The sequence below is a fragment of the Thermus kawarayensis JCM 12314 genome (assembly GCF_055393575.1).
Genome location: NZ_AP043756.1, coordinates 926,968 through 952,965, shown reverse-complemented (window position 1 = coordinate 952,965; position 25,998 = coordinate 926,968). Strand labels below are relative to the sequence as shown.

Here is a 25,998-nt window from a genome sequence, read left to right as displayed (position 1 = left end):
GTGGAGGTGCAAACAGTTGGGACATAGCGCACACCTCTTTACCCAAGCGCTCGCACGCCTTCGCATCCTTCCGCCTCACCCGAGCGAGTCCCGTACGATGAAAAGCCCCGGAAGGGCTATACTCCCTCACAGGAGGCCGTCGGTGGTCAGCGGAGCTACCTCGCGGGGAAGGTCCAGGAAAAGGAAGAAGGAGAAGGCCTTCACCGGGGCCCAGGCCCTCCTCGCCTTCCCTTCTGAAGAAGGCCGGAAAGCCACCCTGGACCTCATGCGCCGCTTCTCTAGTGCGGTGAGGTTCGCCTACAACCGCCTTCTGGAAGGAAAGGACCGGGAGGAGCTCAAACGACAGGACGGCCCCCTCTGTACCCTCTTCCGCCTCAACACCCGCCACGCGGACGACGCCATCGTGAAGGCCGGGGCCATCCTGGACTCCACCAGGGAGAGAGGAGAAGACCCCCGCAAAGTCGTCTTCGGGGGAAGGAAGCTCTTTGAGCAACTGAAGCGGAAGCACCTCTCCGGCGAAGCCCTCAAGAAACTCAAACGGGAGTGGCGGGAAAGGCGTCAGGGCCTTCTCTACTCCCGCGGGGACAGGACCAAGGGGGGCAACCTGAACCTGAGGCTCCTCGTCAAGGACGGGAGCTTGTGGCTCCGGATCAACCTGGGGGACGGGAGCTACGCCCACGCCCTGGTGAAGACGGGCCACCCGAACCTTAACGCCCTCCTCCAGAGGGTGTACGCCTCGCTTCCCTACAACGTGGAGCTCACCCTCAAGGGGGGCAAGGTCTACGCCACCTTCGCCTGGGAGGAGGAGCCCGCGCCCCTCGTGGCCACGAAGGAGAACGGCGTCCTCGCCCTGGACGTGAACTCGGACCCTTACCATCTTGCCTTGGCCCTCGTCTCCCCTGACGGGAACCTGAGGCGCCACCTCACCCTCTCCCTGGAGGAGGTGGACCGGGCAGAGAACAGGGGGGCGAAGGAACTGGTCCTCTGGAAGGTGGCCCACCAGGTGGTCTCCCTGGCCGAGGAGCGCGGGGTGGCCATCGCCACGGAACGCCTCAGATACCTCCGCAAGACGATGAGGGGCGATGGCTCTGGCAGGGCCTTCCGGAGGAAAGCGCACCGCTTCGCCTACCGTTCCCTCCTGAGGAAGGTCCACTCCCTCGCCAGGAAGCGGGGCGTGGAGGTGTTGGAGGTGAACCCCCAGGACACCTCCACGATAGGGATGCTCAAGTACGCTCCACAGCTTTCCCTCTCCAAGGACGTGGCCGCCGCCCTCGTCATCGGTAGGCGTGCCTTGGGATTCCAGGAGAGGCTTCCTAAGGGCTACCAGCGGCTTTTCCAGGACGAGAGTTTCAGGAGCCACGCTCAAAGCTTCTACGCCTCCAGGGTCCAGGAACTCGGGGCCAGGCACGGGGCTGAGCGCAACCCCTACCTCAAGAGGAGGCTTTCTCGTGAGCTGAGAAAGGCCCGCGCTTTCCTGTCCTTGCTTTCAAGCCTTCAGGGTTCTCCAGGGAGCCAGAAGGGGTTGACCTATGGAAGGAACTCTTTCGGCGTTAATCCCTGGCGGGTCCTGAGGGTAGGCCTCTGCAAGATAGGCCCTACGGGCCTGACCCTTCCCCTCCTCGGGCGCGAGGTGCCGAGGGACCTCTCTCCCCTCAAGCCCGTCCTGAACCTGGCTCCGCCAGCTCTGGGACCGTGGGAGGGGTGGAGGGTTGGCCTAGGTCCTCATCCTGGTGGGGGGCCGGCGCGTAGTAATGTGCGCTTTGGTTGACCAGGCAGACCCATGGAAGACCCCCTGGCCCATCTCCCCAAGGCCCTTCTGCGCAGGGACCCCCTGGCCTACGTGCGCCTGGGGGCCCAGGTGTGGCGCCAGGAGCTGCGGGGGAGCTGGCTTTTGGGCGTGGCGAGCGGCTTCCTCTGGCCCGAGGCCCCGCCCCCCCAGGACCCCGAGGCCCTCTTCCGCCGCCTCGAGGGGGCCTGGCGGGAGGCGGAGGAATACTTCCTGGAAACGGGCCTGGACTTTCCCCTCCTGGTGAGCGAGTGGGCCCGTGAGGCCCTCGAGCCCCTCCTCCACCGCAAGCGCCTTCCCCCCTACCCCTCCCTGCACGGGGCCTTCGCCCAGGGCCTCGCCCTGGGGAGAAGGGTGCGCCAGGGGCTTCCCTAGCCCTAGAGGATCCGTTTCCCGAGAAGGCTCAAGGTAAGCCCCACCATCATCTCCGCCGTGCGGTTCTTTTCGTCCAGAATGGGGTTCACCTCCACCAGGTCCAGGCTCCGCACCCTCCCCGACTGGGCCAAAACCTCCATGAGCAGGTGGGCCTCCCGGTAAGTGAGCCCCCCGGGCACCGGGGTGCCCACCCCCGGGGCCAGGGCGGGGTCCAGGACGTCGGCGTCCAGGGAGACGTGCAGGGGAAGCCCCTCCAGGTAGGCCAGGGTTTCCTCGGCGATGCGGGCGATGCCCAGACGGTCCACCTCGTGCATGGTGTAGACCCTGACCCCCATCTCCTTAAGGAGGCGCCTCTCCCCCGGGTCCAGGCTCCGCACCCCAATGAGCACCACGTCCCTTGGGTCCACCGCCTGGAAGGCCTCGGTAAGCCGCGGGTGGCCCAGGCCGCAAAGCACCGCCAAGGGCATGCCGTGGATGTTGCCGGAGGGGCTGGTCTCGGGGGTGTTGAAGTCCGCGTGGGCGTCCACCCAGATGACCCCCGTCCGCCCCCGGGCCACCCCGGAGACCGAGCCCATGGAAAGGGAGTGGTCCCCCCCGAGGAGGATGGGGAACACCCCTTCGGGAAGGCCCCTGAGGCGTTCCTGGAGCTCCCGGGCCGCTTGGCGGATCTCTTCCAGGTAAGGTCCCTTTTTCGCCCTCAGGGTCTCGGCCAGGGGAACCCGCACGTCCCCCAGGTCCTCCACGGAAAGCCCCAGGGCCTCCAGCTCCTCCAGAAGCCGGGCGTAGCGCAGGGCGGAAGGCCCCATGTCCACCCCTCGCCTTCCCGCCCCCAGGTCCATGGGTACGCCCAAGACGGCCACGCGCTCCATGGGCCTGAGGGTAGCAAAAACCCCTATGCGTTGCTCGGGAAGTTTATGCCCTAGGAAAAGCCAGGCTTCCGCGCTATACTTGTAAGGATGGATTACGGCAAGGTGGTGAGCATTAACCTGGCCCGGCTTTTGAAGGAAGGGGGGACCGCCCGCGCCTCGGGGGTGGTGGAGGAGGCCTTCCAGGTGGGGGAGGAGCGGTTCCCCCTGGCCGGGGAGGCCAGCTGGAAGGTGGCCGTCTCCTCCGTGGGGGGGAAGGAGTACTGGCTTTCCGGAGAGGTGGAGGGGGTGGTGTACATGGAGTGCCGGCGCTGCCTCAAGCCCACCCCTACCCACGTGCGGGCCCATTTCCAGCACCTGCTCCGCTACGAACCGGGCCTTGCCGGGGTGGTCTTTCACGAGGAGGACGAGGACGAGTACTACGCCTTCGGCGAGCCCGACCTGGACCTATTGCCCTTCCTCACCGAGGCCTTCGTGACCGAGATGCCCTTCACCGTGCTCTGCGAGGAAGGGTGCAAGGGGCTATGCCCGGTGTGCGGGGCCGACCGCAACCTGGTGGACTGCGGCCACGAGGTGGAAACCCCCCACCCCCTCCTGGGCCTCAAGAACCTCCTTCCCGAACTCTAGCCCTTCTGCTATACTGCCAAGGGTTTAGCGGGGCCCAAGGCCCCGCGCGGAGGATGGGAGATGGCCAAGCACCCAGTACCCAAGAAGAAGACCTCTAAGGCGCGGCGCGATGCCCGCAGAAGCCACCACGCCCTCACCCCCCCCACCCTGGTCCCCTGCCCGGAGTGCAAGGCGATGAGGCCTCCCCACACCGTCTGCCCGGAGTGCGGCTACTACGACGGGCGCAAGGTCCTGGAGGTCTGACCTGAGGCCCCGGCCCCCGGGGCTTTAACCTTCCCCGGCGCCCCGGGTATAGTGGGGCCCATGACGGGAGGTCGGGCATGAGCGGCATCCTGGCCCTGGGGACCTACGTGCCCCAGAGGGTCATGAAAAACGAGGAGTTTGAGGCCTACCTGGACACCTCCGACGAGTGGATCGTAACCCGCACGGGGATCCGGGAGAGGCGCATCGCCGCCGAGGACGAGTACACCTCGGACCTGGCCTTTAAAGCGGTGGAGGACCTCCTAAGGCGCCACCCCGGCGCCCTGGAAGGGGTGGACGGGGTCATCGTGGCCACCAACACCCCGGACGCCCTCTTCCCCGACACCGCCGCCCTGGTTCAGGCCCGCTTCGGCCTCCAGGCCTTCGCCTACGACCTCCTGGCGGGCTGCCCCGGGTGGCTCTACGCCCTGGCCCAGGCCCACGCCCTGGTGGAGGCGGGCCTAGCCCGAAAAGTGCTCGCCGTGGGGGCGGAGGCGCTTTCCAAGATCCTGGACTGGAACGACCGGGCCACCGCCGTCCTCTTCGGGGACGCCGGGGGCGCGGCGGTGGTGGGGAGGGTGCGGGAGGGTTTTGGCTTTAAATCCTTCGTCCTGGGGGCGGACGGCACCGGGGCCAAGGAGCTCTTCCACGCCTGCGTGGCCCCCAGGCTCCCCGACGGCACCTCCATGCGAAACCGCCTCTACATGAACGGCCGCGAGGTCTTCAAGTTCGCCGTGCGGGTGATGAACACCGCCACCCTCGAGGCCATAGAGAAGGCGGGCCTCGCCCCCGAGGACATCGCGCTCTTCGTCCCTCACCAGGCCAACCTCCGGATCATTGACGCCGCCCGGGAGCGCCTGGGCCTCCCCTGGGAGCGGGTGGCGGTGAACGTGGACCGGTACGGCAACACCTCCACCGCCTCCATCCCCCTGGCCCTCCAGGAGGCGGTGGACGCGGGGCGCATCCGGGAGGGGGACCACGTCCTTTTGGTCTCCTTCGGGGCCGGGCTCACCTGGGCCGCGGCCGTCCTCACCTGGGGAGGGGCCTGATGTACGCCGCCCTCTTCCCCGGGCAGGGCTCCCAGAGGGTGGGGATGGGAAAAGCGCTCTACGAGGCCTCCCCCGCCGCCAAGGAGGTCCTGGACCGGGCCGAGGCCGCCCTCCCCGGCCTCCTCAAGCTCCTGTGGGAGGGCCCCGAGGAGGCCCTCACCCTCACGGAGAACCAGCAGCCCGCCCTCCTGGCCGTGGGCTACGCCGCCTACCGGGCCTTCCTGGAAGCGGGGGGGGGCCTGCCCGCCCTGGCCGCCGGGCACTCCCTGGGGGAGTGGACGGCCCACGTGGCGGCGGGGACCCTGGAGCTGGAAGAGGCCCTCCGCCTGGTGCGCCTAAGGGGGCGGTACATGCAGGAGGCCGTCCCCCCAGGGGAAGGGGCCATGGCCGCCATCCTGAAGCTCCCCCCGGAGGAGATCCGGGCCGCTTTGGAGGGCCTGGAGGGGGTGGAGGTGGCCAACCTTAACGCCCCCGAGCAGACGGTGATCTCCGGGAGGAAGGAGGCGGTGGAGGCGGCCGCCGAGCGCCTGAAGCTCAAGCGGGCCCGGGTGGTCTTCCTGCCCGTCTCCGCCCCCTTCCACTCCTCCCTCATGGCCAAGGCCCGTGAGAGGCTCGCCCAAGACCTGGCCCAGGTCCCCCTAAGGAGGCCCCGCTTCCCCGTCTACAGCAACGTAACCGCAAGGCCCGAGGAGGACCCCGAGAGGATCCGAAGCCTCCTCCTGGAGCAGATCACCGCCCCGGTGCGCTGGGTGGAGATCCTGAAGGACATGGAGGCCCGGGGCGCGAGGCGTTTTCTGGAGTTCGGAAGCGGCGAGGTGCTCAAGGGCCTCGTCCTCCGCACCCTGAAGGAGGCGGAGGCCTTGAGCGTGCAGGACCCGGAGAGTCTAAAAAAGGCCCTGGAGGTGGCGCATGCGTAAAGCCCTCATCACCGGAGCAAGCCGGGGCATCGGGCGGGCCATCGCCTTGCGGCTCGCCCAGGACGGCTTCGCCCTGGCCATCCACTACGGCCAAAACCGGGAAAGGGCCGAGGAGGTGGCGGAGGAGGCCCGCCGCTTAGGAAGCCCCCTGGTGGCGGTCCTCGGGGCCAACCTCCTGGAGGCCGAGGCGGCCACGGCCCTGGTCCACCAGGCCGCCGAGGTCCTGGGGGGGCTGGACACCCTGGTGAACAACGCCGGCATCACCCGGGACACCCTCCTGGTGCGCATGAAGGACGAGGACTGGGAGGCGGTCCTAGAGGCCAACCTCTCCGCCGCCTTCCGCACCACCCGGGAAGCGGTGAAGCTCATGATGAAGGCCCGCTTCGGGCGCATCGTCAACATCGCCAGCGTGGTGGGGATCCTGGGCAACCCGGGCCAGGCCAACTACGTGGCCTCCAAGGCGGGGCTCATCGGTTTCACCCGGGCGGTGGCCAGGGAGTACGCCCAAAGGGGCATCACGGTGAACGCCGTGGCCCCGGGGTTCATAGAGACGGAGATGACCGCAAACCTCCCCAAGGAGGTCAAGGAGGCCTACCTGAAGGAGATCCCCGCCGGGCGCTTTGGCAAACCTGAGGAGGTGGCCGAGGCCGTGGCCTTCTTGGTCTCGGAAAAGGCAGGCTACATCAACGGCCAGACCCTCTGCGTGGACGGGGGGCTCACGCCCCACTAGGGCTTGGTGCTAAAATCCCGAGAGGAGGTTTTTCATGACCGAGCAGGAGATCTTTGAAAAGGTCCAGGCGGTTATCGCGGACAAGCTCCAGGTGGAACCGGATAAGGTGACCCTCGAGGCCCGCTTCATTGAGGACCTGGGGGCGGACAGCCTGGACACCGTGGAGCTCATTATGGGCCTGGAGGATGAGTTCGGCCTGGAGATCTCCGACGAGGAGGCCGAGAAGATCCGCACCGTCAAGGACGCAGTGGAGTACATCAAGGCCAAGCTGGGCTAGCCGGGCCCTGGGGAGTGGGGCGCCCAAAGCGCCCCACCTTCCCTTTGTCCCGGGGAGGCCCGGGTATACTACCCCCATGCGACGCGTGGTGGTCACCGGCCTAGGGGCCCTCACCCCCATCGGCGTGGGGCAGGAGGCCTTCCACAAGGCCCAGCTTGCGGGGCAGAGCGGGGTCAGGCCCATCACCCGCTTTGACGCCTCGGCTCTCCCCGTGCGCATCGCCGCCGAGGTGGAGGTGGACCCCGAGGCCTATATAGACAAAAGGGAGCTCAGGCGCCTGGACCGCTTCGTCCAGTACGCCCTCATCGCCGCCCACCTGGCCCTGGAGGACGCCGGGCTAAAGCCCGGGGAGCTGGACCCCGAGCGGGTAGGGACCCTGGTGGGCACAGGGATTGGGGGCATGGAGACCTGGGAGGCCCAGAGCAAGGTCTTCCTGGAACGGGGCCCGAACCGCATCAGCCCCTTCTTCATCCCCATGATGATCGCCAACATGGCCTCGGCCCACATCGCCATGCGCTACGGCTTCCAGGGGCCCTCCTCGACCGCCGTCACTGCCTGCGCCACGGGCTCGGACGCCCTGGGAAACGCCATGCGCATGATCCAGCTGGGAGAGGCCGACCTGGTCCTGGCGGGGGGGACGGAGGCCGCCATCACCCCCATGGCCATCGGGGCCTTCGCCGTGATGCGGGCCCTCTCCACCAGGAACGAGGAGCCCACCAAGGCGAGCCGCCCCTTCACCCTCTCCCGGGACGGGTTCGTCATGGGGGAGGGGGCGGGGGTTCTGGTCCTGGAGGAGTACGAGCACGCCAAGAGGCGGGGTGCCCGCATCTACGCCGAGCTCGTGGGCTTTGGCCGGAGCGCCGACGCCCACCACATCACCGAGCCCCACCCCGAAGGCCGGGGAGCGGCCTTGGCCATGGAGCGGGCCCTGAGGGACGCCGGGGTTCCCCCCGAGGCCGTGGGCTACATCAACGCCCACGGCACCTCCACCCCCGTGGGGGACCGGGCGGAGGTGCTGGCCATCAAGCGGGTCTTTGGGGAGCACGCCAAGAAGCTCATGGTCTCCAGCACCAAGAGCATGATCGGCCACCTCCTGGGGGCGGCGGGGGCGGTGGAGGCCATCGCCACGGTGCAGGCCCTCCACCACGGGGTCATCCCTCCCACCCTGAACCTGGAGGACCCCGACCCCGAGCTGGACCTGGACTTCGTCCCCGAGCCCCGGGAAACGCGGGTGGACTACGCCCTCTCCAACTCCTTCGCCTTCGGCGGGCAAAACGCCGTCCTCCTCTTCAAAAGGGTCTAGATGCTCTTCCCCCGGGAAAGGCTTCTGGAGCTGGAAGCGGAGCGCCTTGCCCCCTACGCCCAGAAAGCGCGGGACACCCGGGGGCGGGAGCACCCTGAGCCCGAGTCCCCCTACCGCACCCCCTACCAGAAGGACCGGGACCGGATCCTCCACACCACCGCCTTCCGCCGCCTGGAGTACAAGACCCAGGTCTTTCCCAACTGGGCCGGGGACTACTACCGCACCCGCCTCACCCATACCCTGGAGGTGGTCCAGGTTTCTCGCTCCATCGCCCGCGCCCTGGGCCTCAACGAGGACCTCACCGAGGCCATCGCCCTCTCCCACGACCTGGGCCACCCCCCCTTCGGCCACACCGGGGAGCGGATCCTGGACGAACTCATGCGGGACCACGGGGGGTTTGAGCACAACGCCCAGGCCTTGAGGATCCTCACCCACCTGGAGGAGCGCTACCCCGGGTTCAAAGGCCTCAACCTCACCTACGAGGTGCTGGAGGGCATCGCCACCCACGAGACCCCTTACGCCCCCAGCTTCAAGCCCCTCTACGAGGGACAGGGGACCCTCGAGGCCCAGGTGGTGGACCTCTCCGACGCCATCGCCTACGCCGCCCACGACCTGGACGACGGCCTGCGCTCGGGGCTTCTAAGCCCGGGAGAGCTGGCCGAGGTCTCCTTCCTCAGGGACCTGGCCCGGGAGGAGGGCCTGGACCTGGAAAGGCTCACCGAGCTGGGACGGAGGGTCCTGGTGCGCCAGCTTTTGGGCTACCTCATCACCGAGGCCACCCTGGCCACCCACCGGCGGGTGGAAGAGGCCGGGGTGGCGAGCGCCGAGGCCGTGCGCCACCACCCGGAGCGCCTGGCCGCCCTTTCCCCGGAGGCGGGAAAGGCCCACCGGGAACTCAAGACCTTCCTCATGGAGAGGCTCTACCGCCACCCCGAGGTCCTGAGGGAAAGGCGCAAGGCGGAAACCGTCCTGGAGGAGCTCTTCCGCACCTACACCCGCGACCCCAGGCTCCTCCCCAAAGGGGTGCAGGGGCGGCTTGGGGAAGAGGGGCTGGAGCGGGCGGTGTGCGACTACCTGGCGGGGATGACCGACCGCTACGCCCTGGAGGCCTACCGTAAGCTCTTTCCCTAAGGGCCCCGGGCCCGGGGGTAAAATGGTGCGGTGAAAACCCTGGACTGGAGTACCCTTTTCGGCCAGCGGGCGGAGCGCCTCCAGGCCTCCACCATCCGCGAGCTCCTCAAGCTCACCCAGCGCCCCGGGGTCTTGAGCTTCGCCGGCGGGCTGCCCGCCCCGGAGCTTTTCCCCAGGGAGGAGGCGGCGGAGCTTGCGGCCAGGATCCTAAGGGAAAAGGGGCACGTGGCCCTGCAGTACGGCCCCACCGAGGGCTACTTCCCCTTGCGGGCCTTCGTGGCGGAATGGCTTGGGGTGGCCCCGGAGGAGGTCCTCATCACCACGGGAAGCCAGCAGGCCCTGGACCTGGTGGGCAAGGTCTTTCTGGACGAGGGAAGCCCCCTCCTCCTGGAGGCCCCCAGCTACCTGGGGGCCATCCAGGCCTTCCGGGCCTACGGCCCCCGCTTCCTCACCGTGCCCGCCGGGGAGGAGGGGCCGGACCTCCCGGCCCTGGAGGAGGCCCTCAAGCGGGAACGCCCCCGCTTCCTCTACCTCATCCCCTCCTTCCAGAACCCCACGGGGGGCCTCATGCCCCTCCGGGCTCGGGAAAGGCTTTTGGGGATGGTCATGGAACGGGGCCTCGTGGTGGTGGAAGACGACGCCTATAGGGAGCTCTACTTCGGCGAAGCCCGCCTCAAAAGCCTCTTTGAGCTCGCCCGGGAGGCAGGGTATCCCGGGGTCATCTACCTGGGAAGCTTCTCCAAAATCCTCGCCCCAGGGCTTCGCGTGGCCTTCGCCGTGGGCCCCCTCGAGGCCCTGCAGAAGCTCGTCCAGGCCAAACAGGGGGCCGACCTGCACACCCCCGTCCTCAACCAGATCCTGGTCCACGAGCTCCTGAAGGAAGGCTTGGCCGGGCGCCTGGAGCGCGTCCGCCGGGTCTACCGGGAGAAGGCGGAGGCCATGCTCCAGGCCCTGGACCGGGAGATGCCCCAAGGGGTGCGCTACACCAGGCCCAAGGGGGGGATGTTTGTCTGGATGGAGCTTCCCAAAGGGGTTTCCGCCGAGGCCCTCTTCCAAAGGGCCATGGCCGAGAACGTGGCCTTCGTGCCCGGGGGGCCCTTCTTCGCGAATGGAGGCGGGGAGAACACCCTGAGGCTCTCCTACGCCACCCTGGACCGGGAGGGAATCGGGGAGGGCGTGCGCCGCCTGGGGCGGGCGCTAAAGGGGCTTTTGGCCGCGGTCTAGCCCCCTAACCCGCTCCCGAGCCCCGGTCCTTTCCCCGGAGCGGGGTGTTGCGGTATAGTTTCTCGTAATGGGCGGGAACGAAACTCTGGCCACAGTCGTGAGGGAGATCACCCATAAGCTAAAAAACTGGAGTGGCCTAAAGGAGGCACAAACAGCTCAAGCCATAATCTTGCGGGTTCTCCAAGCCCTCGGCTGGAATATATGGGATCCCTACGAAGTGGTTCCCCAAGACACGGGGAATAAAAACTACCGGCCGGATTTTCTACTCTGCGCAAGGGAGAACGAGCCCGTTTTGGTTTTAGAGGTCAAAGCTCTAGATAAGGCGCCCACTGAGGAAGACCGCACGCAAGTGGTGAACTACGCCAACAGCCAAGGCATCCGTTGGTCCATACTGACCACGGGGAAGCTGTGGGAGTTTTTTGACAACAACGTTCAAGCCAAGGCATCGGAGAAACGCGTCCTTTACTTCCAACTAGACAACCTCCACGCCGCCAGGTACTTAGAGCGCCTTCTTTCCAGGTCCTTCTGGGAAGAGGAAAATGCTTCTTTGAAACTTGAAAATATCGCTAAGGAGATCCAAAAAGAGATCGAAACCCAACAAGACCTCACCGAAATCACTACAAAACTCTCCAAAGCTCTTGAAGAAGGATATGAGCGCAGCGAAAAAGGTCTTCGAAAAGCCATAGAAAAAGAACTTTCCGCCAATGAGCAGGAGCTTGCGAAGAGGCATTTTGAGGAGCTTGCACAAAAATTGTTAGACCAAGATTTCGTGGGGTCAATCCAGGATTTTGCAGAAAAAGTGCAAGAAGTCTTAAAAAGCATCCACAATCCCACAGCCTCCCACTTGACCGTTGAGGTGAAGGGGGAAAAGTTCTCTATAAAAAGCTGGCGCGAGCTCTACTGGGCCTTGGTAGAAACCGCCATACGCCTGGATAAAGGGGACGTGATAGAAAAGCTCCGGAAAAAGGGAGACATGGCACCCACGCCCTCCCGAGAGAAAAAAAGCGGAGAGCCCTACGACAACAACGCATTCAAAGCGCTAAGCTCTGGGGAGTATTTGTTTGTTCGTCGCTCAACTAAAATTATTCTCAGAAAACTTAAGGAACTTTTATATGACCTAAAGATACCGTCCTTCTCTTTGCACGTGGAAAGTGAAGGAAAGGGTTTCAAGCTCCCCTAGCCCCCTCACCTCCAACACCTCCCCGGGCACCTCCCGGGCGAAGCGCTCCCGGGCCAGGGCGGCGTAGCCCGGCACGAGCTCCACCCCCAAGGCCCGCCTTCCCCACCGGGCGGCGGCGATGAGGGTGGTCCCGGTCCCGGCGAAGGGGTCTAAGACCACGTCCCCCACGAAGCTGAACATGCGCACCAAACGCTCGGCCAGCTCCAGAGGAAAGGGGGCCGGATGGCTCTTGGTGCTCTCCCCGGGGATGTCGTCCCAGATCTGCCGGAAAAAGCGGTGGAAGTCCTCCTTGGGAAGGCGGCTCTTCTCCCGCTGCTCGGGGGTGGGCTTGCGGTAGCCCCCGGGCTTACGTTGCATCAGAACGTACTCCACCTCGGTCTTGATGATGGCCCCGGGCTCGTAGGGCTTGCCCAGGAAGACCCCCCTCCCCTCCACCTCGAGGCTGGCGTTGGTCTTCTTGTGCCAGAGGATGGGGTTCAGGTTGTCAAACCCCAGCTTGCGGCACCGGACCTGGATGTCGGCGTGCAGGGGAAAGACCAGGTGCCGCCCGAAGCGCCTCCGGGCCACGGCCACGTCCCCCACCACGACCACGAGCCTTCCGCCCGGGACCAGGAGGCGAAAGACTTCCCGCCACACCCGGTCCAGCTCGTCCAGGAAGGCCTCATAGTCCTCTATGTGCCCCAGCTGGCCCGGGACCGCCTCGTAGCGCTTCAGGGTCCAGTAGGGCGGGGAGGTCACCACCAGGTGGACCGAGGCCTCGGGGAAGGAGGCCAGCACCTCCCGGGCGTCCCCCACGTGGAGGACGTAGGAAGCCCCCGAGGACGGGCCACGGGCTTCGCCCGCGCCTTGCGCCGGAGGAACCGGAGCGTGCCTCATTAGGAGCGATTATACGGGGTCTTCCGCCAACGCAATCCCTTGAGGCCACTCCCCCCCGAGGGCGCGCCAGGCCGCCACCATGTCCCGGGGCACCGGGGCCAGGAACTCCAGGATGCGCCCCGTGCGGGGGTGGGGAAGGCGGAGCTCGTAGGCGTGCAGGGCCTGCCGGGAAATGTGGGGGCTTTTCCGTCCGTAGACCTCGTCCCCCAGGATGGGAGCCCCGAGGTGCTTGAGGTGCACCCGGATCTGGTGGGTGCGCCCCGTGTGGGGCCTCGCCTCCACCAGGGCGTAGGGGCCGGAGACCCCGAGGAGGGCAAAGTCCGTTTCGGCGTAGCGCGGGGCGATGCCCCCCACGTGCATCTTGTGGCGCTCCACGGGGTGGCGGCCAATGGGGGCGATGAGGGTGCCCTCCCTGGGATGGCCCTCGGTGAGGGCCAGGTAGCGCTTCATCACCAGGCGGTCGCGGAAGGCCTGGGAGAGGGCCTCGAGGGCCCCCCCGTGCTTGGCCACCACCAGCACCCCGCTCGTGTCCTTGTCCAGGCGGTGGACGATGCCAGGGCGCAGGAGCTCGGGGGCTCCGCCCGTGACCAAGGCCTCCTCCAAGGGGAAGTAGCGGCCCAAAAGAGCGTTCACCACCGTGCCGGTGTAGACCCCGGGGGCAGGGTGGGTGAGGAGGCCCGGGGGCTTGTTGAGGACCAGCATGTCCTCGTCCTCGTAGAGGACGGCCAAAGGCAGGTCCTCCGGCACCACCCAGGGCCTTTCCTCGGGAGGGGCTACCACCACCTCCTCCCCCTTGAGGCGGTAGGCGGGCTTGGAGACCACCCTCTCCCCCACCCGCACCCGGCCCTGGGCGATCCAAGCCTGGGCCCGGGCCCGGCTCACCCCTAAGGCCTCGGCCACGGCCTGGTCCAGGCGAAGACCCTCCTTGCGGAAGCGCACCACGCCTCCCATGATACGCACCCCCGCGCGGGCCAGGCCACCCGCAACCCCCGGCCCGGCGCACGGGGAAGCCCTACATGAACCGCTTCCTGCGCTTGTAGGCCTTGACCTCCTTGAAGCTTTTCCGTCCCCCTCCCTTGGCCACCCCCAGGTAAAACTCCTGCACGTCGGGGTTTTCCAGGAGGCTGTCCCGGTCCCCCTCCAGGACGATGCGCCCCGTCTCCATGATGTAGCCGTAGTGGGCCACGGAGAGGGCCATCCGGGCGTTCTGCTCCACCACCAGGACCGTGACCCCCTCCTCGGCGTTCACCCGGGCCACGATGTCAAAGATCTCCCGCACCAGAAGGGGGGCGAGGCCCAGGGAAGGCTCGTCCAGGAGGAGAAGCCGGGGCCTGGCGAGGAGGGCCCGCCCGATGGCGATCATCTGCTGCTCCCCGCCCGAGCAGTACCCCGCGAGCCGGTGCCTGAGGTCGGCCAGACGGGGGAAGTAGTGGTAGATGCGCTCCAGCTCCTCCTTAAGGTGCCGGCTCCCCTGGGTCAGGGTCCCCACCTTGAGGTTTTCCTCCACCGTGAGGTGCTTGAAGACCCTCCGGCCCTCCAGCACCTGCACGATGCCCTGCTTCACGATCTCCTCGGGGGGGCGGTTTTGGATGGGCTTTCCCTGGTAGAGGATCTCCCCCCGCACCACCTCCCCGTCCTCGGGGATGAGGAGGCCGGAGATGGCCCGAAGGGTGGTGGTCTTCCCCGCCCCGTTGGGGCCTAGGAGGGCGGTGATCCTTCCTTCGGGGACCTTGAGGGAGACCCCGCGGAGCACCTGGATGATGTCGTGGTAGACCACCTCAATGTTGTTGACCAAAAGGAGGACGGGGCCGAGGTCCTCCGGGCGGGTGGGGTTCAGGGTGTCCATGGCGCCTAGGAAGGGGGCCCGGGATGCCCCGGGCCCCGGGAAGAGGGCTACTTGCCGTAGTGCACCTTGCGGAAGAGGGCCGAGGTGAAGGGCTCGGTGACGGGCACGAAGCGGCCCTCCTTGGCCTCGAGGATCCGGAGGCCCTCGGCCCCCGTGTGCTCGCTCTTGGTGAAGTCAATCTCAATACCCTGCTTGGTGGAGACGGCGAAGCCCGGCTTGAAGGCGTTAGGCCCGTTCATGCCCACGAGGGCCTGGTAGACCGTCTCGTTGCTGACCCGCTTGAAGCGCTCCTGGGCCCGGCGGACGGCCTCCACGGCGATGGCCGCCGCCAGCATCCCGTTGGTGTAGTTGGTGCTCTCGGCGATGGCCTGGGGACGGCCGTACTTCTGGGCCAGCTCCTTCTGCAGGCGGATGCCCGGGGCCTCCTCGTGGTACATGTAGAAGCTGGTGGCCCAGAGGAAGCCCTCCGCCGCATCCCCGGCCAGCTTGATGAGGTCGGGGCCACCCGTGTAGTGGGCTCCCAGCTGCCGCATCTTCTTGTCCAAGCCCAGGCGCTTGGCGTCCTTAAGGATGTTGGCCACGGGACCCGCCACGTTCTGGTGGATGATGTACTCCACCCCCGCCTGCTCAAAGCGCTTGAGAAGAGCGGTGTTGTCCAGGTTGCCCGAGCCCACCTCCTGCACGTCCACGATCTGCAGGCCAAGCAGCTGGGCGGCCTTCCTGGCGTCCGCCACGGGGGCCCGGCCAAAGGGAGAGGGGTGCACCACCAGGGCCACCCTGGCCCCCTTCTTCTGCTTGGCGATGTACTCCAGAAGGGCCACCACCTGCTCGGAGTAGGTGGAGGTGGGGATAAAGAAGTAATCGTTGTTGGGGGGGTCAATGAGCTCCACGTGCATGGAAGCAGGGATGGTGGGGATCTTGAGCTCCTGGATCAGGGCCTTGAGCTGCAGGTTGGCCCCGGTGGCGTAGGAGAGGAAAAGGGGGATCTTGAAGCGGTCCACCGCCTCCTCAAAGAAGCGCTGGGTGTTGGCGTTGTTGTACTGGTCGTCCCGCACCACGCAGTTGAAGACCACCCCCGGCACCAGCTTCCGCTCGTTGGCGTACTTGCAGTAGTCCTCCACCGCCGCCCCATAAGGGGCCCCGGCGTCCGAGGTGGGCCCGGTGATGGCCCCCGACCAGAAGAGGGTCACCTGCTGCTGGCCCATGGCCAACCCTAAGACCGCCGCTACGCCTACCAGTGTCCTCCTCATGCGCTTCCCTCCCTTCGCTAACCCCGTGCGGGGGGTTGCCTAGTACTTGAAAGGCCAGGTGCGGAAGTAGCTTCGCACCAAACGCCACCAGTTGTAAAGCCCCCGGGGCTCAAACACCAGGAAAAGGACGATCACCAACCCGAAGGCGAAGGGCCTTAGGGCGCTCGCCACGTCCACCCCGGCCACGCTGAAGCCCAAGGCCTTGATGAGGTTGGAAAGGGCCTCCATGTTCACGTCCAAAAGCTCCAGAAAAGCAGGCCCCAGAAAGCTTCCCACCAGGGTACCGAGGCCCCCCACGATGGCCATGGCCAGGAGCTTGATGGAGATGGCGAAGGTGTAGTCCTCTATGACCACCGCCCGGGAAAGGTAAGCGTAGAGCACCCCCGCCACCCCGGCGTAGAAGGCCCCCAGGGCGAAGGCAAAGAGCTTGGTGCGGCCCGGGTCCATGCCCATGGCGTCCGCCGCCCGGTCGTTGTCCCGTACGGCCACCAGGGCCCTCCCGTATTTGGTGCGCAAAAGGTTGCGCCAGAAGAGGGCGAGTAAGACCAACACAGCGAGGCTCACGTAGTACCAGAAGTGGAAGTGGTTGCGAAAGCCCGCCTCGTAGCCCCAAAGGCTCGCCCGGGGCATGTCCATGGCCCCGCCCTGCCGGAGAAGGGGCGTGTGCCCCACCGCCCACTCGAAGACCACCTGAAAGGCCAGGGTGGCCATGGCCAGGTAGAGGTGCTTCACCCTCAGGCTCGGGATGCCCACCAGGAAGCCGAAGAGGGCCGCCACCAGGCCCCCTAGGGGAATCACCAGCCAAAAGGGCAGGCCCTGGGGAGCGAGAAGGGCCGCAGTGTAGGCCCCCACCCCCATGAAGGCCGCCTGGCCGATGTTGATGAGCCCAGCGTATCCGGTGGTGATGTTGAGGCCCAGGACCGCCACGCTGTACACCAGGATGAGGTCCAGGATAAACACCTGGGTGCGGGAAAGGAACTGGGGGAGGAGCAGGAGAAAGGCCAGGAAGAAGAGCAAGGAGACCAGCTCCCGATGGGTGGCGAAGAGGCTGGTGTCCTGCCGGTAGCTGGTGCGGTAGTTGCCGGTCTGCGCCCAAGGGTTCCTCATACGCGCTCAATCTCCTCCGTGCCGAAAAGACCATGGGGCTTAAACCAAAGGACCAACAGGAGGACCAGGAAGGGGAAGACGTCCCGGGTGCCCCCGCCGGGCACAAAGGGGTCCAGGTAGCCCGCCGCCAGGTTTTCCAAAACGCCCATCAGGATGCCCGCCGCCACCGCCCCGGGGATGGAGTCCAACCCCCCCAGGATGACCACGGGGAAGACCCGAAGGCCGATGTGCACCAGCCCGTCCAGGTTCAGGCCGGAGATGGTGCCCACCACCATCCCCGCCGCCGCCGCCGTGAGCCCGGCGGCCGCCCAGGCCAAGGCGAAGACCCGCTCCACGGAAACCCCGAGGCTCATGGCCGCCATCTGGTCATCGGCCACCGAGCGCATGGCGACGCCCAAGGTGGAGCGCTGGAAGAACCAGGTGAAGAGGGCGAGAAAGCCCAGGGTAAAGACCGTGGCCAGAAGCTGGGCGTAGGAGACCTGCACCCCCAAAAGGTTCACCCCCCCGGCGGGGAGGAAGCTTGGGTAGCTAAAGTTGCCCGCCCCAAAGGGGGTAAGGTGGATGAGCCCGTCCAGCAAGGAGGCCAGGCCGATGGTGGCCATGATGACGGAGATGACGGGCTGCCCCACCAAGCGCTTCAGGAACACCCGTTCCACCCCGAAGCCCAAGAGGGCGGTCAGGGCCAGGGCCAAGGCCGCCGCCAGCAAGAAGGGGGCGCCCAGGGCCGTCATGGCCCAGTAGGCCAAGAAGGCCCCGATGGCGATGAACTGCCCCTGGGCGAAGTTCACCACCCGGCTCGCCTTGTAGATGAGGACGAACCCCAAGGCCGCCAGGGCGTAGACCAGCCCCAGCACCACCCCGGAGAAGAAAAGCTGCAGGAAGAAGCTCACACCAACACCCCCTCTCCCAGGTCCCACACCGGCACCCCGGCCCGCACCCGCTGAACGGTGCCGTCCTGGTAGCGGTACTCCGCCTCCACCTCCACCTCCCGCGCCCCCGAGTAGAGGGCCTCCACCAGGGGGGCGTACTTCTTGGCGATGAGGCCCCGGCGCACCTTGCCCGTGCGGGTGAGCTCCTCGTCGTCGGCGTCCAGGAGCTTGTAGAGGAGGACGAAGCGGCGGACCCTTAGCTCCTCGGGAAGCTCGGCGTTGGCCTTCTCCACCTCCTTGCGGACCAGCTCGGCCACCTCGGGCTTCAGGGAGAGGTCCAGGTAGGTGGTGTAGGCCAGGCCCCGGTCCTCGGCCCACTTGCCCACGGTCTGGGGGTCTATGTTGAGGAAGGCCGCCAAAAAGGGCTTCCCATGGCCGAAGACCACGGCCTCCTTGATGTAGGGGGAGAACTTCAGCTTGTTCTCCACGAACTGGGGGCTGAAGAGGGTGCCCCTCTCGGTGCGCATCACGTCGGAGAGGCGGTCAATGACCACCAGGTGCCCGTCCTCCGTGAGGTAGCCCGCATCCCCGGTGTGGAGCCAGCCCTCCCGGAAGGTCTCGGCGGTGGCCTCGGGCCTTTCCCAGTACCCGGCGCAGACGGCGTCGGAGCGGCAGAGGATCTCCCCCTCCTCGCTGATCCTGACCTCGGTGCCGGGGATGGGCAGGCCCACGGTGTCGTGGCGCACGTCCCCGTCCCGGTGGACGAAGGCGATGCCGATGATCTCCGTCTGGCCGTAGATCTGCTTGAGGTTGACCCCGATGGCGTGGAAGAAGCGGAAGACATCGGGACCCAAAGCCGCACCCCCGGTGTAAGCCCGCCGAAGGCGCAGGAAGCCGAGCTGGTCCCTTAGGGGCCGGAAAAGGACCCGGTCGGCAAGCCCGTAGGCGAAGCGGAGGGCAGGGGGCATGGGCTTCCCCCGCATGCGGTACTCCGCCGCCCGGTAGCCCACCCTAAGGAGCCTCTCGTAGACGAAGCGGTTGAGGGCGTAGCTTTCCGAGATGCGCACCCAGATCTGGCTCTGGATGCTTTCCCAGACCCGGGGAGGGCTAAACATCACGTGGGGGCCGATCTCCTTCAGGTCCTGCATGGCGGTTTCCACCGCCTCGGGGAAGTTGACGGCGAACCCCCCGGTGAGGGCCATGGCCACGGACATCATCTGCTCCCCGATCCAGGCCAGGGGCAGGAAGGAGAGGTAGTCGTCCGTGGGCAGAAGGGGGTCCACCTCCTGCAGGGCCACCCCCATGTGGATCAGGTTGCGGTGGCGGAGCATGGCCGCCTTGGGCCTTCCCGTGGTGCCGGAGGTGGAGGAGAGGTGGCAGACCTCCTCCGGGCTGGCCTCGAGGAGAAGCCTCTCCACCGCATCCGGGTGCTTCCTCCGGTGCTCCCGCCCCCGCTCCAGCACCTCGGCGAAGGAGAGGAGCCAGGGGTCCCTGTAGCCCCGCATCCCCTTCTCGTCCTCGTAGATCACGTGGCGCACGTGGGGGATCTCGTTCCGGATCTCGTAGAGCTTGTCCACCTGCTCCTGGTCCTCGGCCAGGACCACGCTGGCCCCGGTGTAGGTGAGCATGTAGGCGATCTCCTGGGGGAGGCTACTCTGGTAGACCCCCACGCTGATGCCCCGCACCGCCTGGGCCCCGAGCTCGGCGTAAAGCCACTCGGGGATGTTGTCGGCGATGATGGCAAGCCTCTCCCCCGGCCCGAAACCCAAGGCCAGGAGGCCGTGGGCGAAGAGGAGGACGTTCTCGTAGTACTGGGCGTAGGTGATCTCGTTCCAGATTCCGTAGTCCTTTTCCCGGAGGGCCACCCGGTCCCCCTCCTCCTGGGCGCGAAGCCTGAGGAGCTGGGGCAGGGTGTAGCGCTTCATCTCGTAGGTGGGCCTCAAGGCCTTCACGCCTCCACCCCCAGGTAGGCCTCCTGCACCCTGGGGTTCCTGGCCACCTCCTCCGGCCTGCCCTCGGCGATGACCTGGCCGAAGTCCAGGACGTAGACCCGGTCGGAGATGTCCATGACCACCCCCAGGTCGTGCTCTATGAGGATGACCGTGGTGCCCCGGGCCCGGATCTCCAGGATGAAGCGCACCATGTCCTCCTTTTCCTCCAGGGTCATCCCCGCCATGGGCTCGTCCAAGAGGAGGAGCCTGGGGGAGAGGGAAAGGGCCCGGGCCACCTCCACCCGCTTCCTCACCCCATAGGGGAGGTTCCCCACCAGGGCCTTGCGGTAAGGCTCCAGCTCCATGAAGTCTATGACCTCCTCCACCGCCTTGCGGTTCTCCACCTCCTCCCGCAAGGCCCGGCCGTAGAACAGGCCCGCCTGCAAAAGGCCGTAACGCAGGTGGGTGTGCCTGGCCAGCATGAGGTTCTCCAGCACGGTGAGGCCGGAGAAGAGCTCTATGTTCTGAAAGGCGCGGGCGATCCCCCGCCTGGTGATCTCGTGGGGGCTTGAGCGGGTGATCTCCTGCCCTTCAAAGAGGATGCGTCCTCGCTCGGGGTGGTAGAAGCCGGAGATGCAGTTCAAGAGGCTCGTCTTCCCCGCCCCGTTGGGCCCGATCACCGAAACCAGCTCCCCCCGGGCCACCTGCAAGGAGACCGCCGAAAGGGCCGCCACGCCGCCAAAGGTGAGGGTGATGTTCTCCACCGCCAGTTGGGCCACGGGTCCCTCCCTAACGACCGTTTACCGGGGAGTATAGGGGAGCCGGGCGGGAGTTGTCAACGCCAGGCCGCCTGCCTGCAAAAAACCGTTAGACCAGGTTCCCCTTCCCTTGTGCTACACTCTTTAGGGTATCGGGGGCCCCAGGCCCCAGGGAGGGAAATGAATGAAAAGGACCTGGCAGCCCAACCGGAGGAAGCGGGCCAAGACCCACGGCTTCCGGGCCCGCATGCGGACCCCAGGCGGCAGGAGGGTGCTGAAGCGCAGGCGGCAGAAGGGCCGCTGGCGCCTGACCCCCGCGGTGCGGAAGCGCTAGGCCCCAAGCCCCCCACCCCGGGGGGCAAGCTCCTTTCCTTAAAGGGAGACCGGGCCTTCCAGCGCCTCCGGAAGGGGAGGGCGGGAAGGGGCCGGTACGTGAGCGTGAAGTGGCTCCCCGCCCCAGAGCTGCGCGTGGGGATCGTGGTCTCCAAGAAGGTGGGCAAGGCGGTGGTGCGGAACCGCATCAAAAGGCGGCTTAGGGAGATCCTCCGCCGCCTCCACCTCCCGGGGGCCCACCTCCTCCTGGTGGCCACCCCCGAGGCCCGGGAGGCGGACTTCGCCGCCCTCTTCCAGGACCTGGTGCGCGCCTTGAGGAAAAGCGGGCTGATACAATAGGCGGCGTGCGTGGCTTCCTGATCCTTTTGGTGAAAGCCTACCGGCGCTTCCTCTCCCCCCTCAAGCCCCGGACCTGCCGCTTCCATCCCACCTGCTCGGCCTACGCCCTCGAGGCCCTAGAACGGCACGGGGCCTTCTGGGGTAGCTACCTGGCGGCGAGGCGCCTCCTCCGGTGCCACCCCCTCCACCCAGGGGGACTGGACCCCGTGCCCCTGGTCTTCCCGCCCAGGCGGGCCAAGGAGGGGGTGCGATGAAGCGGCTCCTTGCCCTGGCCCTTCTCCTGGTGCCCGCCTTGGCCCTGGAGGCCACCTTCAAGGACCTGGACTTGAGCGGGGACGGCAAACCGGAAAAGCTGGCCGTCACCAACCTCATGGACCTGGCCTTTGACGCCCAGGGCCAGGTGGTGGGCTGGTACGTGAAGACCTACAAGGGCACCCAGATCGGCGACTACACCCGGGCCCCAAGCCTCGCAGCCGGAGGCCCCATCCTCTCCCCCGTGGGCTTCCGCCCGGAAAAGGCGGCCTTTCAGGTGGAGGACGGCCGGCTCCTGGCCCGCTTCCAAGGGCCCCAGGGCACCCTCACCTACCGCATCGCCAAGGGGCGGTACACCGTGGAGGTGGCCGCCGACTTCCCCCTCACCTTAAGGCTCGCCCCCCAAGGCACCCCCAAGATCCTCCTGGAGGGGCAGAAGGAACCCCTGCCCAGCGGGGAAGGCCAGGCCCTCTACCTGGCCTGGCAGACCCGGCCCAAGGCGGGCTACGCCCTGGTGGCCTTCGCCGAGAAGCCCTTTAGGGCCAAGCTCCTGGGCAAGGAAGGGGAGGTCTTCCTCCCCCCGGGAGAGGTCCTCAAGGTCTACGGCGGCCAGAACGAGCTGGTCCGCTTCCACGTGGAGGGCCTCCTCTCCTTGCCGGGCCTCTTTGCCCCCAACCTCTGGGGCCAGCTCTCCTTAGGGCTTCTCTGGCTCATGGAAACGGCCTTCCGCTACACGGGAAGCTGGGGCCTGGCCATCCTCTTCCTCACCCTGGTGGTCCGCCTCCTCCTCTGGCCCCTCATGCACCAGCAGTTCAAGAGCATGGCGGAGATGCAACGCCTCCAGCCACTCATCCAGAAGATCAACGAGAAGTACAGGGACGACCCCAACAAGCGGGCCGAGGCCACCATGAAGCTCTACCAGGAACACAAGGTGAACCCCGCCTCCGGGTGCCTGCCCCTTTTCATCCAAATGCCCATCCTCTTCATCCTCTGGAAGGTCATCGCCAACTACGAGTTCGGCCAGGGCCTCCTCTGGATCCCCGACCTCGCCCTCCCCGACCCCTTCTACGTCCTCCCGGCCCTCTACGTGGCCACCACCTTCCTCTCCACCTGGATTTCCGCCCACGGCAACAAGGACCTCATCCGCCAGAGCCTCTTCATGAACCTCCTCTTCATCTTCCTGGTCCTGCAGTTCCCCTCCGGGGTCACCCTCTACTGGGTGCTCTCCAACCTCATCGGGCTCTTCCAGCAGTGGCTCATCAACAAGAGCCTGAAGCCCCTGGCGGCGTAAACTACGCTTATGGAGGAGAAGAAAAAGAACATTGACGATCTCCTCGCCGACCTCGGGGTGCTGGAAGAGGCCCCGATGGAGGTGGGGCTCAAGGAGGCGGGAAAGGAGGAGAAGCCCAAGGGCCCCAAGGAGGTCCTGGAGGCCTTCCTGGTGGGCCTTCTGCTGCGCCTGGACCCGGCCCACTACGTGGAGGTGCGCCAGGAGGGGAACCTCCTGAAGGCCGAGGTCAAGGGCGGGGACCTGGGCCGCTTCATCGGCAAGGAAGGGCGGACCCTGAAGGCGGTGGAGTACCTGGCCGGGGTGGTCCTGGCCAAGCACTTCGGCGGGGAGTACCGGGTGGTGCTGGACGCCGCCGGCTACCGCAGGCGCCAGGAGGAGAAGATCCGCAAGCTGGCCGAGGACGCCGCCCTCACCGTGGAGCTCACGGGCGAGCCCCTGCCCCTCCCCCCCATGCCCCCCTCGCAGCGGCGCATGGTGCACATGCTCCTCAAGAACCATCCCAAGGTCACCACGGAGAGCCAGGGGGAGGGGGAGGAGCGGCACGTGGTGGTCTACCCCCGTGATAAGGCTCCTCCGGGAACTGGAAGGGAGGCTTGAGGCCGCGGGCCTCCCCAAGGGAGAGGCCTGGGACCTTCTCGGCCTGGCCACGGGCCTTCCCCGCAAGGCCCTTTTCCTCGGGCTCAAGGAGCCCCCGCCCCCGGGGAGCGAGGAAAGGGCCCGGGCCCTTTTGGAAAAGCGCCTCTCCGGCTACCCCCTCCAGTACCTCCTGGGGGAGGTGGAGTTCTTCGGCCTGCCCCTGAAGGTGGCCGAGGGGGTCCTCATCCCCCGCCCCGAGACGGAGGGGCTTGTGGCCCTGGCCCTGGGGCTTCCCCTCCCCTCGAGGCCCCGGATCCTGGACGTGGGCACGGGCACGGGGACCATCGCCTTGGCCCTGAAGCGGCACCTGCCCGAAGCGGAGGTCCACGCCACCGAGGTGGACCCCAAGGCCTTGGCCCTGGCCCAGGAGAACGCCAGGCGCCTGGGGCTTTCCGTGGCCTTCCTCCCGGCCCCCCTCACCGGGGGGCTCCGGGGGCTGGACCTGGTGGTGGCCAACCCCCCCTACCTGCCCGAGGCCTACCGGGGGGTGGCTCCCAAGGAGCTCGCCTTTGAGAACCCCCTGGCCCTCTACGCCGGGCCCGAGGGCCTTTCCGTGGCCCGCCCCCTGGCGGCGGAGGCCTTTTGGGCCCTTAGGCCCGGGGGCTTCCTCCTCTTGGAGCTCGCCCCCGAGAACGTCCGCCTCCTGGGGGAGGAGCTTAAGGGGAGGGGCTGGGAGGCGGTGGAGGCGCTACCGGACCTCACGGGTCGGGACCGGTACCTCCGGGCCCGGAGGCCCCCCGAGGAGCTGGAAGGCGAGGAGGGGCCGCTCGCTGGTCCGTAGGTCCTGGACGGCCACCACCCCCACCCGCACCACCCCCTTCCGCCCCTCCAGGAGGGCCAGGCCCCGGGCCAGCTCCTCGGGGGAGGGGAAGGTGGCGTACTCGGGGGGAAAGCCCGCCCCAATAAGCCTTCGGCGGGCCTCCTCCCCCAGGCTCTCCAGCACCTCCCGGTGGCGGGCGGGCGTGGAGAGGCGGAAGGTGGCGCTGGCCAGGACCTCCCGGGCGGCGAAGGCCCGCTTCTCCGGGTAGAAGCGCACCCGCACCAGGAGCCGCCCCTCCCGGTAGCCCGCCCCCTCCAGGATGGCCACCCCCGGCCCCCGCGCCTCCTCCTCCAGGAGGAGCTCCACTCCCCGGAAGCCCTGCAAAAGGGCCCGGCGCTCCGCCGCCCGCTCTAGGGCCACCCGCCCCTCCTCGGGCCCCAGGCGCACCTCCCCCAGGTAGAGCCCCTGGCTCAGGCGGGCCAGGCGGTCCGCAAGCTGGCCCCTCTCCCCCTGGAGCACCTCCGCCTGCTGCAAAAGGGCGCGCACCCGCTCCTCGGCCCGGCGCAGCTCGGCCCGGACCTCCTCTAGGCGGGCCCGCGCGGCCTCGGCCTCGGCCTTCAGGGCCTGGCGCTCCCGCTGGACCTCCCCCAGCCTGGCCTGCAGGAGGGCCAGGTCGGCCTCGAGGCGGGCCTTCTCCCTTCCGAGCCGGTCCCGCTCCGCCTCCGCCTTCTGCCCTTCCTCCTTAAGGCCCCGAAGGCGCGCCTCCAGGGCCTTCAGGGCCTGGGTCCTTTCCAGAAGGAGCCTTTCCTTCTCCGCCAAAGCCCTCTCCCTTTCCTCCAGGAGGGCAGAAAGCCTCCGCTTCTCCCCTTCCAAGGCCACCACCTGGGCCTCCAGGGCCTGGGTCTCGGCCTCGAGGCGCTTCCTCAGGGCCTCCGCCTCGGCCAGGGCCTGGGCCATCTCCTTTCGCTCCTTCCGCAAGGCCGTCACCTCGGCCAGGGTCCGGGCGCCCTCGGCCTCCAGGGCCTCCTTGGCGCGCAGGAGAACCTCCCGCTCCACCCTAAGCCGGTCCCTCTCTTGGCGGATGGCCTCGGCCTCCAGGATGGTCTCCCGGGCCTCGCGGAAGACCAGGAGGAAGCCCAGATAGCTGAAGAGGGCGATCCCCACCCCGGTGAACACCGCCACCAGGGTGGCCGTCTGCCGGGGCCTTAGGCCGAAGAGGCGGTAGTGGCGCTTCCCCGCCCACTTGGCCACCCTGTCCCCCAGGTAGGCCACCCAGGCGGAAAGGAGGAGAATGAGGACAAGAAGCGCCCAGAAGGTCACAGCTCGTAGTCCTCGCCCAGGTAGTGCCGCCTCACCCCCTGGTCCTTAGCGAAGGTCCCGGGGTCCCCGTGGAAGAGGATCTGGCCGTCGTACATCACGTAGACCCGGTCGGTGATGGCCAAGGTCTCCCGCACGGCGTGGTCGGTGATGAACACCCCCACCCCCCGCCTCTCCCGGAGCTCGGCGATGACCTTCTGGATCTCCTTGACGTTCTTCGGGTCCACCCCGGTGAAGGGCTCGTCCAGAAGGATGAAGTCGGGGTCGGTGGCCAGGGCCCGGGCCATCTCCAGCCGCCGCCTTTCCCCCCCGGAGAGGGCGTAGGCCATGCGGTCTTTTAGGTGGTAGATGGCGAGCTCTTCCAGGAGGGCCTTGGCCTTCTCCAACCGCTCCCTTTTGGAGAGGGGCTGGAATTCCAGGATGGCCAGGAGGTTCTCCAGCACGGTCATGCGCCGGAAGGCGCTGGGCTCCTGGGGGAGGTAGCCTAGGCCCAGGCGGGCCCTTTTGTACATGGGCAGGCGGCCGATCTCCTGGCCTTTGAGGAAGATCCGCCCCGCCGTGGGCTTTATGAAGCCCACCACCATGTAGAAGGTGGTGGTCTTCCCCGCCCCGTTAGGGCCGAAGAGGGCCACGATCTCGCCCCGCCTCAGGTGAAGGTCCACCCCCCGCACCACCTCCTTGGGGCCGAAGCGCTTGCGGAGTCCTTGGGCCAAGAGCTCCCCGTCCAT

General features: G+C 67.3%; 29 protein-coding genes. 18 read left to right on the top strand and 11 right to left on the bottom strand.

Going from position 1 to position 25,998, the window contains the following annotated elements:
- Positions 1–142: 142 nt before the first annotated feature.
- Together ACZ5RK_RS05525 and ACZ5RK_RS05520 are read left to right on the top strand one after the other, a co-directional pair.
- Complete coding sequence (locus ACZ5RK_RS05525) at positions 143–1,768, top strand: IS200/IS605 family accessory protein TnpB-related protein (protein WP_464909972.1); 1,626 nt, start codon at positions 143–145, stop codon at positions 1,766–1,768.
- 12 nt (positions 1,769–1,780) lie between these two features.
- Positions 1,781–2,161, top strand: a complete 381-nt coding sequence (locus tag ACZ5RK_RS05520; protein ID WP_464909971.1) for a hypothetical protein — start codon at positions 1,781–1,783, stop codon at positions 2,159–2,161.
- Positions 2,162–2,163: 2 nt separating this feature from the next.
- Here the strand turns inward: ACZ5RK_RS05520 and rocF are convergent, their stop codons facing one another.
- Positions 2,164–3,030, bottom strand: a complete 867-nt coding sequence (gene rocF / locus ACZ5RK_RS05515) for an arginase (protein WP_464909970.1) — start codon at positions 3,028–3,030, stop codon at positions 2,164–2,166.
- Between the two features lie 87 nt (positions 3,031–3,117).
- Here rocF and ACZ5RK_RS05510 point away from each other — a divergent pair, with 87 nt between their 5' ends.
- The 10 genes from ACZ5RK_RS05510 (at position 3,118) to ACZ5RK_RS05465 (ending at position 11,705) form a co-directional block, all read left to right on the top strand.
- Positions 3,118–3,654, top strand: coding sequence for a YceD family protein (locus tag ACZ5RK_RS05510; RefSeq protein WP_464909969.1), 537 nt, complete (start codon positions 3,118–3,120; stop codon positions 3,652–3,654).
- A gap of 60 nt (positions 3,655–3,714) precedes the next feature.
- Entirely contained in the window at positions 3,715–3,897 is a 183-nt protein-coding gene (gene rpmF, locus ACZ5RK_RS05505; RefSeq protein WP_014515146.1) for a 50S ribosomal protein L32, read from the top strand.
- 77 nt (positions 3,898–3,974) lie between these two features.
- Positions 3,975–4,943, top strand: a complete 969-nt coding sequence (locus ACZ5RK_RS05500; RefSeq protein ID WP_464909968.1) for a beta-ketoacyl-ACP synthase III — start codon at positions 3,975–3,977, stop codon at positions 4,941–4,943.
- Positions 4,943–5,860 (top strand): ACP S-malonyltransferase, encoded by a 918-nt coding sequence (gene fabD / locus ACZ5RK_RS05495; protein WP_464909967.1) that lies wholly within the window; start codon positions 4,943–4,945, stop codon positions 5,858–5,860. The genes ACZ5RK_RS05500 and fabD overlap by 1 nt, the downstream gene beginning before the upstream one ends.
- A complete protein-coding gene (fabG, locus tag ACZ5RK_RS05490) occupies positions 5,853–6,590 on the top strand; it encodes a 3-oxoacyl-[acyl-carrier-protein] reductase (protein ID WP_464909966.1) in 738 nt (245 codons plus the stop codon). Before fabD ends, fabG begins: the two co-directional genes overlap by 8 nt.
- 34 nt (positions 6,591–6,624) lie before the next feature.
- The gene (acpP, locus tag ACZ5RK_RS05485; RefSeq protein ID WP_054647526.1) at positions 6,625–6,867 is read left to right on the top strand and encodes an acyl carrier protein; all 243 of its coding nucleotides are present in this window, start codon (positions 6,625–6,627) and stop codon (positions 6,865–6,867) included.
- Positions 6,868–6,943: 76 nt separating this feature from the next.
- Complete coding sequence (fabF, locus tag ACZ5RK_RS05480; protein WP_464909965.1) at positions 6,944–8,170, top strand: beta-ketoacyl-ACP synthase II; 1,227 nt, start codon at positions 6,944–6,946, stop codon at positions 8,168–8,170.
- Positions 8,171–9,301: a deoxyguanosinetriphosphate triphosphohydrolase gene (locus ACZ5RK_RS05475; RefSeq protein WP_464909964.1), complete on the top strand. Its 1,131-nt coding sequence runs from the start codon at positions 8,171–8,173 to the stop codon at positions 9,299–9,301.
- Positions 9,302–9,331: 30 nt separating this feature from the next.
- Entirely contained in the window at positions 9,332–10,525 is a 1,194-nt protein-coding gene (lysN, locus tag ACZ5RK_RS05470; RefSeq protein WP_464909963.1) for a 2-aminoadipate transaminase, read from the top strand.
- A gap of 67 nt (positions 10,526–10,592) precedes the next feature.
- Positions 10,593–11,705: a hypothetical protein gene (locus tag ACZ5RK_RS05465; RefSeq protein WP_464909962.1), complete on the top strand. Its 1,113-nt coding sequence runs from the start codon at positions 10,593–10,595 to the stop codon at positions 11,703–11,705.
- On the opposite strand, the gene ACZ5RK_RS05460 is transcribed toward ACZ5RK_RS05465, so the two are convergent.
- The 8 genes from ACZ5RK_RS05460 to ACZ5RK_RS05425 all read right to left on the bottom strand — a co-directional run bounded on the left by ACZ5RK_RS05460 (position 11,643) and on the right by ACZ5RK_RS05425 (position 20,363).
- Positions 11,643–12,581 (bottom strand): DNA-methyltransferase, encoded by a 939-nt coding sequence (locus ACZ5RK_RS05460; RefSeq protein WP_464909961.1) that lies wholly within the window; start codon positions 12,579–12,581, stop codon positions 11,643–11,645. The genes ACZ5RK_RS05465 and ACZ5RK_RS05460 overlap by 63 nt on opposite strands.
- A 9-nt stretch (positions 12,582–12,590) precedes the next feature.
- Positions 12,591–13,523: an RluA family pseudouridine synthase gene (locus ACZ5RK_RS05455; protein ID WP_464909960.1), complete on the bottom strand. Its 933-nt coding sequence runs from the start codon at positions 13,521–13,523 to the stop codon at positions 12,591–12,593.
- A gap of 70 nt (positions 13,524–13,593) precedes the next feature.
- Complete coding sequence (locus ACZ5RK_RS05450) at positions 13,594–14,427, bottom strand: ABC transporter ATP-binding protein (RefSeq protein WP_464909959.1); 834 nt, start codon at positions 14,425–14,427, stop codon at positions 13,594–13,596.
- A gap of 47 nt (positions 14,428–14,474) precedes the next feature.
- The gene (locus ACZ5RK_RS05445; RefSeq protein ID WP_054647259.1) at positions 14,475–15,677 is read right to left on the bottom strand and encodes an ABC transporter substrate-binding protein; all 1,203 of its coding nucleotides are present in this window, start codon (positions 15,675–15,677) and stop codon (positions 14,475–14,477) included.
- A gap of 39 nt (positions 15,678–15,716) precedes the next feature.
- Positions 15,717–16,784, bottom strand: a complete 1,068-nt coding sequence (locus ACZ5RK_RS05440) for a branched-chain amino acid ABC transporter permease (protein WP_464909958.1) — start codon at positions 16,782–16,784, stop codon at positions 15,717–15,719.
- Positions 16,781–17,674, bottom strand: a complete 894-nt coding sequence (locus tag ACZ5RK_RS05435) for a branched-chain amino acid ABC transporter permease (RefSeq protein WP_464909957.1) — start codon at positions 17,672–17,674, stop codon at positions 16,781–16,783. The genes ACZ5RK_RS05440 and ACZ5RK_RS05435 overlap by 4 nt, the downstream gene beginning before the upstream one ends.
- Positions 17,671–19,605 carry an AMP-binding protein gene (locus ACZ5RK_RS05430; protein WP_464909956.1) on the bottom strand — a complete coding sequence of 645 codons (1,935 nt, stop codon included), beginning with the start codon at positions 19,603–19,605 and terminating at the stop codon, positions 17,671–17,673. The genes ACZ5RK_RS05435 and ACZ5RK_RS05430 overlap by 4 nt, the downstream gene beginning before the upstream one ends.
- Positions 19,602–20,363, bottom strand: a complete 762-nt coding sequence (locus ACZ5RK_RS05425; RefSeq protein WP_054647318.1) for an ABC transporter ATP-binding protein — start codon at positions 20,361–20,363, stop codon at positions 19,602–19,604. Before ACZ5RK_RS05425 ends, ACZ5RK_RS05430 begins: the two co-directional genes overlap by 4 nt.
- 163 nt (positions 20,364–20,526) lie before the next feature.
- Here ACZ5RK_RS05425 and rpmH point away from each other — a divergent pair, with 163 nt between their 5' ends.
- The 6 genes from rpmH to prmC are packed head-to-tail and all read left to right on the top strand — an operon-like array spanning position 20,527 to position 23,974.
- Positions 20,527–20,676, top strand: a complete 150-nt coding sequence (gene rpmH / locus ACZ5RK_RS05420; RefSeq protein WP_054647317.1) for a 50S ribosomal protein L34 — start codon at positions 20,527–20,529, stop codon at positions 20,674–20,676.
- Positions 20,643–21,014 (top strand): ribonuclease P protein component, encoded by a 372-nt coding sequence (rnpA, locus tag ACZ5RK_RS05415; RefSeq protein WP_464910059.1) that lies wholly within the window; start codon positions 20,643–20,645, stop codon positions 21,012–21,014. The genes rpmH and rnpA overlap by 34 nt, the downstream gene beginning before the upstream one ends.
- Positions 21,015–21,019: 5 nt before the next feature.
- Positions 21,020–21,268 (top strand): membrane protein insertion efficiency factor YidD, encoded by a 249-nt coding sequence (gene yidD / locus ACZ5RK_RS05410; RefSeq protein ID WP_054647315.1) that lies wholly within the window; start codon positions 21,020–21,022, stop codon positions 21,266–21,268.
- Positions 21,265–22,557 (top strand): YidC/Oxa1 family membrane protein insertase, encoded by a 1,293-nt coding sequence (locus ACZ5RK_RS05405; protein ID WP_464909955.1) that lies wholly within the window; start codon positions 21,265–21,267, stop codon positions 22,555–22,557. Before yidD ends, ACZ5RK_RS05405 begins: the two co-directional genes overlap by 4 nt.
- A 9-nt stretch (positions 22,558–22,566) precedes the next feature.
- Entirely contained in the window at positions 22,567–23,154 is a 588-nt protein-coding gene (locus ACZ5RK_RS05400) for a Jag family protein (protein WP_464909954.1), read from the top strand.
- Entirely contained in the window at positions 23,117–23,974 is an 858-nt protein-coding gene (gene prmC, locus ACZ5RK_RS05395; protein WP_464909953.1) for a peptide chain release factor N(5)-glutamine methyltransferase, read from the top strand. Before ACZ5RK_RS05400 ends, prmC begins: the two co-directional genes overlap by 38 nt.
- Here the strand turns inward: prmC and ACZ5RK_RS05390 are convergent.
- Positions 23,882–25,273: a DUF3084 domain-containing protein gene (locus tag ACZ5RK_RS05390; RefSeq protein ID WP_464909952.1), complete on the bottom strand. Its 1,392-nt coding sequence runs from the start codon at positions 25,271–25,273 to the stop codon at positions 23,882–23,884. The genes prmC and ACZ5RK_RS05390 overlap by 93 nt on opposite strands.
- A complete protein-coding gene (gene lptB, locus ACZ5RK_RS05385; protein WP_464909951.1) occupies positions 25,270–25,998 on the bottom strand; it encodes an LPS export ABC transporter ATP-binding protein in 729 nt (242 codons plus the stop codon). Before lptB ends, ACZ5RK_RS05390 begins: the two co-directional genes overlap by 4 nt.

Excerpts from the sequence above, each read along its gene's own strand:
- ACZ5RK_RS05520 (WP_464909971.1), top strand. The coding sequence starts at position 1,781 with ATGGAAGACCCCCTGGCCCATCTCCCCAAGGCCCTTCTGCGCAGGGAC.
- rocF (WP_464909970.1), bottom strand. The coding sequence starts at position 3,030 with ATGGAGCGCGTGGCCGTCTTGGGCGTACCCATGGACCTGGGGGCGGGA.
- ACZ5RK_RS05510 (WP_464909969.1), top strand. The coding sequence starts at position 3,118 with ATGGATTACGGCAAGGTGGTGAGCATTAACCTGGCCCGGCTTTTGAAG.
- rpmF (WP_014515146.1), top strand. The coding sequence starts at position 3,715 with ATGGCCAAGCACCCAGTACCCAAGAAGAAGACCTCTAAGGCGCGGCGC.
- ACZ5RK_RS05500 (WP_464909968.1), top strand. The coding sequence starts at position 3,975 with ATGAGCGGCATCCTGGCCCTGGGGACCTACGTGCCCCAGAGGGTCATG.
- fabD (WP_464909967.1), top strand. The coding sequence starts at position 4,943 with ATGTACGCCGCCCTCTTCCCCGGGCAGGGCTCCCAGAGGGTGGGGATG.
- fabG (WP_464909966.1), top strand. The coding sequence starts at position 5,853 with ATGCGTAAAGCCCTCATCACCGGAGCAAGCCGGGGCATCGGGCGGGCC.
- acpP (WP_054647526.1), top strand. The coding sequence starts at position 6,625 with ATGACCGAGCAGGAGATCTTTGAAAAGGTCCAGGCGGTTATCGCGGAC.
- fabF (WP_464909965.1), top strand. The coding sequence starts at position 6,944 with ATGCGACGCGTGGTGGTCACCGGCCTAGGGGCCCTCACCCCCATCGGC.
- ACZ5RK_RS05475 (WP_464909964.1), top strand. The coding sequence starts at position 8,171 with ATGCTCTTCCCCCGGGAAAGGCTTCTGGAGCTGGAAGCGGAGCGCCTT.
- ACZ5RK_RS05465 (WP_464909962.1), top strand. The coding sequence starts at position 10,593 with ATGGGCGGGAACGAAACTCTGGCCACAGTCGTGAGGGAGATCACCCAT.
- ACZ5RK_RS05460 (WP_464909961.1), bottom strand. The coding sequence starts at position 12,581 with ATGAGGCACGCTCCGGTTCCTCCGGCGCAAGGCGCGGGCGAAGCCCGT.
- ACZ5RK_RS05450 (WP_464909959.1), bottom strand. The coding sequence starts at position 14,427 with ATGGACACCCTGAACCCCACCCGCCCGGAGGACCTCGGCCCCGTCCTC.
- ACZ5RK_RS05445 (WP_054647259.1), bottom strand. The coding sequence starts at position 15,677 with ATGAGGAGGACACTGGTAGGCGTAGCGGCGGTCTTAGGGTTGGCCATG.
- ACZ5RK_RS05440 (WP_464909958.1), bottom strand. The coding sequence starts at position 16,784 with ATGAGGAACCCTTGGGCGCAGACCGGCAACTACCGCACCAGCTACCGG.
- rpmH (WP_054647317.1), top strand. The coding sequence starts at position 20,527 with ATGAAAAGGACCTGGCAGCCCAACCGGAGGAAGCGGGCCAAGACCCAC.
- ACZ5RK_RS05405 (WP_464909955.1), top strand. The coding sequence starts at position 21,265 with ATGAAGCGGCTCCTTGCCCTGGCCCTTCTCCTGGTGCCCGCCTTGGCC.
- ACZ5RK_RS05400 (WP_464909954.1), top strand. The coding sequence starts at position 22,567 with ATGGAGGAGAAGAAAAAGAACATTGACGATCTCCTCGCCGACCTCGGG.
- lptB (WP_464909951.1), bottom strand. The coding sequence starts at position 25,998 with ATGGACGGGGAGCTCTTGGCCCAAGGACTCCGCAAGCGCTTCGGCCCC.